This is a genomic window from Rhodopseudomonas sp. (assembly GCF_048594845.1).
In the GTDB taxonomy this organism is placed as follows: domain Bacteria; phylum Pseudomonadota; class Alphaproteobacteria; order Rhizobiales; family Xanthobacteraceae; genus Rhodopseudomonas.
Genome location: NZ_JBMDXE010000325.1, coordinates 1 through 8,018 on the forward strand (window position 1 = coordinate 1; position 8,018 = coordinate 8,018).

Here is an 8,018-nt window from a genome sequence, read left to right on the forward strand (position 1 = left end):
AGGATCGACCATGTCACGCGTTGGCAAGAAGCCCGTCACGGTCCCGTCCGGCGTGACGGCGACCGTCGAGGGTCAGACCGTCAAGATGAAGGGGCCGAAGGGCCAGCTTCAGTTCGTCGTGCACGACGACGTCGACGTCAAGTTCGAGAACGGTTCGGTGAAGGTGGCGCCGCGGCACGAGACGAATCGCGCCCAGGCGTTGTACGGCACGGCGCGCGCCCAGATCGCGAACCTGGTCGAGGGTGTGACCAAGGGCTTCGAGAAGAAGCTCGAGATCACCGGCGTCGGTTATCGCGCGGCGCTGCAGGGCAAGAAGCTGCAGCTCGCGCTCGGCTACAGCCACGACGTGCTCTACGACATCCCGGAAGGGATCACCATCACGGTGCCGAAGCCGACGGAGATCAACGTCGCCGGCATCGACCCGCAGAAGGTCGGTCAGGTCGCCGCCGAGATCCGCGACTATCGTCCGCCGGAGCCCTACAAGGGCAAGGGTGTGCGCTATTCCGACGAGTTCATCTTCCGCAAGGAAGGCAAGAAGAAGTAACGGAGCCGGGTCATGTCGAAGTTGAATGTCACGAATGCCCGGCGCAAGACTCGGGTTAGGATCGCACTGCGGCGCGTCGCCAACGGCCGCCCGCGGTTGTCGATCTTCCGCTCGTCGAAGCACATCTACGCTCAGGTGATCGACGATCTGAAGGGCGAGACGCTGGCTTCGGCCTCGTCGCTGGAGAAGACGCTGCGCGAAGCCGGCAACACCGGCGCCAACATCGACGCCGCCAAGGCCGTCGGCAAGCTGGTGGCCGAGCGGGCGGTGAAGCAGGGCGTCAAGGAAGTCGTGTTCGATCGCGGCGGCTATCTGTATCACGGCCGCGTCAAGGCGCTGGCGGATGCGGCGCGCGAAGGCGGACTGAGCTTCTAATTTTCGGATTGAACGGATACCAGGATCGAGGCTTCGGTCTCGCAAGGATTGGAAAACACCATGGCAGGTGAACGCGAACGCGGTGGACGCGAACGGAGCAATCGCGAGGAGCGCGACAGCGAGTTCGTCGACAAGCTGGTCCACATCAACCGTGTGGCGAAGGTGGTGAAGGGCGGTAAGCGCTTCGGTTTCGCCGCGCTCGTCGTGATCGGCGATCAGAAGGGCCGCGTCGGCTTCGGCCACGGCAAGGCCCGCGAAGTGCCGGAAGCGATCCGCAAGGCGACCGAGTCGGCGAAGCGCAACCTGACCCGTGTCGCGCTGCGCGAGGGTCGCACGTTGCATCACGACATCGCTGGCCGTCACGGCGCCGGTCGCGTCTATCTGCGTGCGGCTCCGGCCGGTACCGGCATCATCGCGGGCGGCCCGATGCGCGCCGTGTTCGAGACGCTCGGCATCCAGGACGTGGTGGCGAAGTCGATCGGTTCGTCGAACCCGTACAACATGGTTCGCGCGACCTTCGACGCGCTGAAGCATCTGGACTCGCCGCGTTCGGTCGCCGCGCGCCGCAACATCAAGGTCTCCACCCTGCAGTCTCGCCGCGTCGGCGGCGATGCGGAAGTGGTTGCCGAATAACACGCCGTCGGCGATCACGCCGACACAAGACGCGATCTGGAGTGAAGACGATGGCCAAGGCCGCAAACATGATCAAGGTCGAGCAGATCGGCAGCCCCATCCGGCGCCATTCCTCCCAGCGTGCGACGCTGGTCGGCCTCAAGCTCAACAAGATCGGCCGGGTCACCGAGCTTCAGGACACCCCTGAGGTTCGCGGCATGATCGCCAAGGTGCAACACCTCGTTCGCGTCGTCGACGAGAAGTAAGAGGGTAGAGCGATGAAGCTCGACGAGATCTCCGACAATCCGGGCGCCCGCAAGAAGCGCATGCGCATCGGCCGTGGCATCGGCTCCGGCAAGGGCAAGACCGGCGGCCGTGGCGGCAAGGGCCAGACCGCGCGTTCGGGCGTGCGCATCAAGGGCTTCGAAGGCGGTCAGATGCCGCTGCATCGTCGCCTGCCGAAGCGCGGCTTCAACAACATCTTCGCGCTGGACTTCTCCGAGGTGAACCTCGACCGGCTGCAGGCCGCTGTCGACGCCAAGAAGCTCGACGCCGGCAAGGTGGTTGACGCTGCCGCGCTGGTCGAGGCCGGTGTGCTGCGCCGCTCGCTCGATGGCGTGCGTCTGCTCGGCCGCGGTGAACTGACCGCCAAGCTTAACATCGAAGTCCACGGCGCCACCAAGTCGGCGATCGAGGCTGTCGAGAAGGCCGGCGGATCGGTGAAGATCCTCGCGCCGAAGAAGGACGAAGGCGAGGCTGCGTAACATTGCCGTCATAGCCCGCGAAAGCGGGCACCGGCCTTGCCGGGATGGTAGATTTTTCGTTAGTTGCGCACCAAATTGATGCCCGGCGCTGACTCGGCCGCCCGCATCGGGCGGCTATGTGGGCGAGTGGCGCGGGAGAAAGCCTGACATGGTCTCTGCAGCGGAACAACTTGCGGCGAATCTCAATTTTTCGGCGCTGGGTAGAGCCGAAGAGCTGAAGAAGCGGATCTGGTTCACGCTCGGCGCGCTGCTGGTCTATCGCCTCGGCACCTACATTCCGCTGCCCGGCATCGATCCCACCGTGTGGGAGCAGGTGTTCAACTCGCTGGCCGGCGGCATTCTCGGCATGTTCAACATGTTCGCCGGCGGCGGCATCCACCGCATGGCGATCTTCGCGCTCAACATCATGCCGTACATCTCGGCATCGATCATCGTGCAGCTGCTGACCACGGTGTCGCCGCAACTCGAGGCGCTGAAGAAGGAAGGCGAGAGCGGCCGCAAGACGCTCAACCAGTACACCCGCTACCTCACCGTGATCCTGGCCGCTTTCCAGTCTTACGGCATCGCCGTGGGCCTGCAGGGCGCGGGTAATGTCGTGTCGGAGCCGGGCCCGTTCTTCCTGCTGTCGACCGCGATCACGCTCACCGGCGGCACGATGTTCCTGATGTGGCTGGGCGAGCAGATTACCTCGCGCGGTATCGGAAATGGCATCTCGCTGATCATTCTGGCCGGCATCGTGGCCGAGCTGCCTTCCGCTTTGGCGAATATGCTCGAGCTCGGCCGTCAGGGCGCGTTGTCGACCGGTCTGATCCTCGTCGTTTTGGTGATGGCGGTCGTCGTGATCGCCTTCATCGTGTTCATGGAGCGGGCCCAGCGCCGGCTGCTGATCCAGTATCCGAAGCGCCAGGTCGGCAACAAGATGTTCGAGGGCCAGTCCTCGCATCTGCCGCTAAAGCTCAACACCTCGGGCGTGATCCCGCCGATCTTCGCGTCGTCGCTGCTGCTGCTGCCGACCACCATCGCCAGCTTCAACGCCGGCACCGGCCCGGAATGGTTTCAGTGGATCGTGACGCAGTTCGGCCACGGCCGGCCGCTGTTCCTGATCTTCTACATCGCGATGATCCTGTTCTTCGCGTTCTTCTACACCGCCATCGTGTTCAATCCGACCGAGACCGCGGATAATCTGAAGAAGCACGGCGGCTTCATTCCTGGCATTCGGCCCGGTGAGCGCACTGCCGAATACATCGATTACGTGCTGACGCGCATCACCGTGGTCGGTGCGATCTATCTGGCGATCGTCTGTTTGATCCCGGAAGTTCTGATCTCCTATGCCTCGGTGCCGTTCTACTTCGGCGGAACTTCGCTCCTGATCGTGGTCAGCGTCACGATGGATACCGTGGCACAGGTCCAGGGCTATCTGCTGGCGCACCAGTATGAAGGCTTGATCCGGAAGTCGAAGTTGCGGGGGCGCAAGAAATGAGACTGATCCTTCTCGGGCCGCCAGGGGCGGGCAAGGGAACGCAAGCGGCGCGTCTGGTCGAGCAGTACGGAATCGTGCAGCTCTCCACCGGCGACATGCTGCGCGCGGCCGTCGCCGCCGGCACGCCGGTCGGCCTCAAGGCCAAGGACATTATGGCCAGCGGCGGCTTGGTGCCGGACGAGGTGGTGATCGGAATCATCTCCGACCGCATCGAGCAGGACGACGCCGCCAACGGCTTCATCCTCGATGGCTTCCCACGCACCGTGCCGCAGGCCGAGGCGCTCGATGCGCTGCTCAAGGACAAGAAGCTGTCGCTCGACGCCGTGGTCGAACTGCGCGTCAACGAGAGCGCGCTGCTGGCGCGGGTCGAGACGCGGGTCGCCGAGATGCGGGCGAGGGGCGAGGAGCCGCGCGCCGACGACAACGCGGAAGCGTTGGCCAAGCGCCTGTCGGCCTATCGCGCGCAGACCGAGCCGCTGGTCGAATACTATTCGGAGAAGCGCAAGCTGCTGACCGTCGACGGCATGATGACGATCGACGAGGTCACCCGCGAGATCGGCCGGGTGCTCGCCGCCGTCGCCCAGGCCGACCAGAAGAAGGCCGTCAAGACCGCGACTGCCAAGAAGCGCGCGACCAAGAAGGCGGGTGGCAAATCGTCCAAGGCTAAGGCGTCCAAGGCGACTTCGTCGAAGGCCGCGCCTTCCAAGGCCAAGGCTGCGAAGTCTTCCGCGAAGGCTCCGGCAGGCAAAAAAGCCTCGTCGAAGAAGGCAGTTAGCAAGAAGGCTTCAACCAAGTCGGCGTCCGCCAAGAAGGCCGCCGCCAAAGCGCCGAAGGCGAAGGCGGCCGGCAAGAAGGCCAAGTCCGGCGTAAAGGCCAGCGCGAAGAAGGCGGCGAAAGCTCCTCAGAAGGCTGGCAAAAAGGCCGCGAAGGCGCCTTCCAAGGCGGCGAAGTCGGTCGGCAAAGTGACGAAGAAGGCCGGCAAAAAGCCTGCCAAGAAGGCCAAGTCGGTCACGAAAAAGCGATCTTGAACCTGGATTCGGTTGACGGCGCGCAGCAGAATCCATTAATAAGGCCCGATATCCCGTCGGATAGGTTTCAGACGATGCCGGGCCCCGAAAGAAGCGTAGGGGATGGCGTCGTGTTCGCGTATGTGAACGCCAGCCCGAGATAGCAAAATACAGCCGGCCGGACGGTCGGTGACAGGAGAGAAGTCTGTGGCCCGTATTGCCGGCGTGAATATCCCGACCAACAAGCGCGTGTTGATCGCGCTTCAGTACATCCATGGCATCGGCCAGAAGAATGCGGCCGACATCATCGAGAAGGTGAAGATCCCGGTAGATCGTCGCGTCAACCAGCTCAGCGACGCCGAGGTTCTTCAGATCCGCGAAGTGATCGACCGCGATTACCTCGTGGAAGGCGACCTTCGCCGTGAGACCGGCATGAACATCAAGCGTCTGATGGACCTCGGCTGCTATCGCGGCCTGCGTCATCGTCGCGGTCTGCCGGTGCGTGGCCAGCGTACGCACACCAACGCCCGCACCCGCAAGGGTCCGGCGAAGGCGATCGCCGGCAAGAAGAAGTAAGTTTTGCGAATTGCGAACAGCGGGCGGCCGGTAGGGGAATCCTATCGCCATCCGCTTTTCGTCATTCGTCGTTTCGGTGGAGCCGCTGGTGTTACGGCGGCGTTGAGATCTCAGGAAAGGTAGACCATGGCTAAGGAAGCCGGCCGCATTCGCCGCCGCGAGCGCAAGAACATCGCCTCGGGCATTGCGCATGTGAACTCGTCGTTCAACAACACGACCATCACCATCACCGACGCGCAGGGCAATGCGATTGCCTGGTCGTCGGCCGGCACGATGGGCTTCAAGGGCTCGCGCAAGTCGACCCCGTACGCTGCGCAGGTCGCGGCCGAGGACGTGGCCAAGAAGGCCCAGGAGCACGGCATGCGCACCCTCGAAGTCGAGGTGGCAGGCCCGGGTTCGGGCCGTGAGTCGGCGCTGCGCGCGCTGCAGGCTGCGGGCTTCACGGTGACCTCGATCCGCGACGTCACCACGATCCCGCACAACGGCTGCCGGCCGCGCAAGCGCCGCCGGGTCTGATATTTTCTCGCGGGTGGCCATGCGCCGCCCGCGACTGTTTTCGATACTTTGGCGCGGATTGATCCGCAGTTTCCAATGCTAGTGACGACCGCGCCTTGATTTCGGCGGCGATGGACTGGCCAGGAAGGTGACACAGTGACGATCCAGAAGAATTGGCAAGAACTCATTCGACCGAACAAGCTTCAGGTGACCCCGGGCAGCGATGCGACCAAGTTCGCGACGCTGGTCGCCGAACCGCTCGAGCGCGGTTTCGGCCAGACGCTGGGTAACGCGCTGCGGCGCGTGCTGCTGTCGTCGCTGCAGGGCGCGGCGGTGCAGTCGGTCCACATCGACGGCGTGCTGCACGAGTTCTCCTCGATCGCCGGCGTGCGCGAGGATGTCACCGACATCGTGCTGAACATCAAGGACATCTCGCTGAAGATGCAGGGCGAAGGCCCGAAGCGGATGGTCATCAAGAAGCAGGGCCCGGGCGCCGTGACCGCTGCCGACATCCAGACCGTCGGCGACATCGTCGTGCTGAACCCCGACCTGCAGCTCTGCACCCTCGACGAGGGCGCGGAGATCCGCATGGAGTTCACCGTCAACACCGGCAAGGGCTACGTCGCCGCCGAGCGTAACCGTCCGGAAGACGCGCCGATCGGCCTGATCCCGGTCGACAGCCTGTACTCGCCGGTTCGCAAGGTGTCGTACAAGGTCGAGAACACCCGCGAGGGCCAGATCCTCGACTACGACAAGCTGACTATGACGGTCGAGACCAACGGCGCGATCACGCCGGAAGACGCGGTCGCCTATGCGGCGCGCATCCTGCAGGATCAGCTCAACGTCTTCGTCAACTTCGAAGAGCCGCGCAAGGAAGTCACCCAGGAGATCATTCCGGATCTCGCCTTCAACCCGGCCTTCCTCAAGAAGGTGGACGAGCTCGAGCTGTCGGTGCGTTCGGCGAACTGCCTGAAGAACGACAACATCGTCTACATCGGCGATCTGGTGCAGAAGTCGGAAGCCGAAATGCTCCGCACCCCGAACTTCGGCCGCAAGTCGCTGAACGAGATCAAGGAAGTGCTGGCGCAGATGGGCCTCCACCTCGGCATGGAAGTGCCGGGCTGGCCGCCGGAGAACATCGACGAGCTCGCCAAGCGCTTCGAGGATCACTACTGATCGACTTTTCATGGCCGGGCGCTCGCGCTCGGCCATTGCTTTGCTAATCACCCGGGCGAACGCAGGCAGCCCACCTGAGCAACTCCGACGAACCGTCGGGAATCATCGAAGGAAGTACACGTCATGAATCACGGCAAGGTTCACCGGAAGCTCAACCGCACCGCCGAGCATCGCAAGGCGATGTTCGCCAACATGTGCGCCGCGCTGATCAAGCACGAGCAGATCGTCACCACGCTGCCGAAGGCCAAGGAGCTGCGGCCGATCGTCGAGAAGCTGGTCACGCTCGGCAAGAAGGGCGGCCTCGACAAGCGCCGCCAGGCGATCTCCGAAATGCGCGACAAGGATCAGGTCAAGAAGCTGTTCGACGTGCTGGCGCCGCGCTACGCCGATCGCAACGGTGGCTACACCCGCATCATCAAGGCCGGCTTCCGCTACGGCGACAACGCCGCCATGGCGGTGATCGAATTCGTCGATCGCGACGAAGACGCCAAGGGCAAGGATTCCGGCCCGGCGCAGGACACGGCCGACGCGGCGTAAGCTGCTCGCCAACATCCTTTCTGAAAAAGGCGGCGCCGCAAGCGCCGCCTTTTTTGTTGGTGGTCATGCCGATTTGAAGAGACGATGCGGCATGCGAGTTGTGGGTCCGTCGCCGGCTTCCGATATCTCTGGCATCACCAACAGGAGAATTCGGATGAAGATCGATCTGTCCGGCAAGACTGCGCTTGTCACCGGCTCGACGGCCGGCATCGGCCACGCCATCGCCAAGGGCCTCGCCGCGACCGGCGCCAATGTCGTGGTCAACGGCCGCAGCCAAGGCAAGGTGGACGAAGCCATTGCTGCAATGAAGAAGACGGCGCAGGGCGGGAGCATCACTGGCGTCGCCGCGGATGTCTCGACCGCCGACGGCTGCGCCGCGCTGGTCAAGGCGCAGCCCGACGTCGACATCCTGATCAACAACACCGGCATCTTCGAGCCGAAGCCGTTCTTCG

Annotated in this window: 12 protein-coding genes; all 12 read left to right on the top strand. The window is 63.8% G+C overall.

From position 1 onward, the window contains the following. Positions 1–10 precede the first annotated feature (10 nt). Positions 11–544, top strand: coding sequence for a 50S ribosomal protein L6 (gene rplF, locus ACOJTD_RS22000; RefSeq protein WP_420134997.1), 534 nt, complete (start codon positions 11–13; stop codon positions 542–544). A gap of 12 nt (positions 545–556) precedes the next feature. Further along, positions 557–919, top strand: a complete 363-nt coding sequence (gene rplR, locus ACOJTD_RS22005) for a 50S ribosomal protein L18 (protein WP_420134991.1) — start codon at positions 557–559, stop codon at positions 917–919. A gap of 60 nt (positions 920–979) precedes the next feature. Next, positions 980–1,552 carry a 30S ribosomal protein S5 gene (gene rpsE / locus ACOJTD_RS22010; protein ID WP_054162705.1) on the top strand — a complete coding sequence of 191 codons (573 nt, stop codon included), beginning with the start codon at positions 980–982 and terminating at the stop codon, positions 1,550–1,552. A 50-nt stretch (positions 1,553–1,602) separates the two neighbouring features. Next, the gene (rpmD, locus tag ACOJTD_RS22015) at positions 1,603–1,797 is read left to right on the top strand and encodes a 50S ribosomal protein L30 (RefSeq protein ID WP_054162704.1); all 195 of its coding nucleotides are present in this window, start codon (positions 1,603–1,605) and stop codon (positions 1,795–1,797) included. 12 nt (positions 1,798–1,809) lie between these two features. Next, positions 1,810–2,295, top strand: a complete 486-nt coding sequence (rplO, locus tag ACOJTD_RS22020) for a 50S ribosomal protein L15 (protein WP_254986196.1) — start codon at positions 1,810–1,812, stop codon at positions 2,293–2,295. A gap of 148 nt (positions 2,296–2,443) precedes the next feature. Beyond that, the gene (gene secY / locus ACOJTD_RS22025) at positions 2,444–3,775 is read left to right on the top strand and encodes a preprotein translocase subunit SecY (protein WP_420134992.1); all 1,332 of its coding nucleotides are present in this window, start codon (positions 2,444–2,446) and stop codon (positions 3,773–3,775) included. Next, complete coding sequence (locus ACOJTD_RS22030) at positions 3,772–4,803, top strand: adenylate kinase (protein WP_420134993.1); 1,032 nt, start codon at positions 3,772–3,774, stop codon at positions 4,801–4,803. The genes secY and ACOJTD_RS22030 overlap by 4 nt, the downstream gene beginning before the upstream one ends. A 186-nt stretch (positions 4,804–4,989) precedes the next feature. Further along, positions 4,990–5,358 carry a 30S ribosomal protein S13 gene (rpsM, locus tag ACOJTD_RS22035; protein ID WP_011503562.1) on the top strand — a complete coding sequence of 123 codons (369 nt, stop codon included), beginning with the start codon at positions 4,990–4,992 and terminating at the stop codon, positions 5,356–5,358. 126 nt (positions 5,359–5,484) lie between these two features. Continuing rightward, positions 5,485–5,874, top strand: a complete 390-nt coding sequence (gene rpsK, locus ACOJTD_RS22040) for a 30S ribosomal protein S11 (RefSeq protein ID WP_054162699.1) — start codon at positions 5,485–5,487, stop codon at positions 5,872–5,874. A gap of 135 nt (positions 5,875–6,009) precedes the next feature. Next, a complete protein-coding gene (locus ACOJTD_RS22045) occupies positions 6,010–7,029 on the top strand; it encodes a DNA-directed RNA polymerase subunit alpha (protein ID WP_420134994.1) in 1,020 nt (339 codons plus the stop codon). A gap of 123 nt (positions 7,030–7,152) precedes the next feature. Next, entirely contained in the window at positions 7,153–7,566 is a 414-nt protein-coding gene (gene rplQ / locus ACOJTD_RS22050) for a 50S ribosomal protein L17 (RefSeq protein ID WP_420134995.1), read from the top strand. Positions 7,567–7,720: 154 nt separating this feature from the next. Then, a partial coding sequence (locus tag ACOJTD_RS22055; RefSeq protein WP_420134996.1) for an SDR family NAD(P)-dependent oxidoreductase occupies positions 7,721–8,018 on the top strand: 298 nt, incomplete at its 3' end.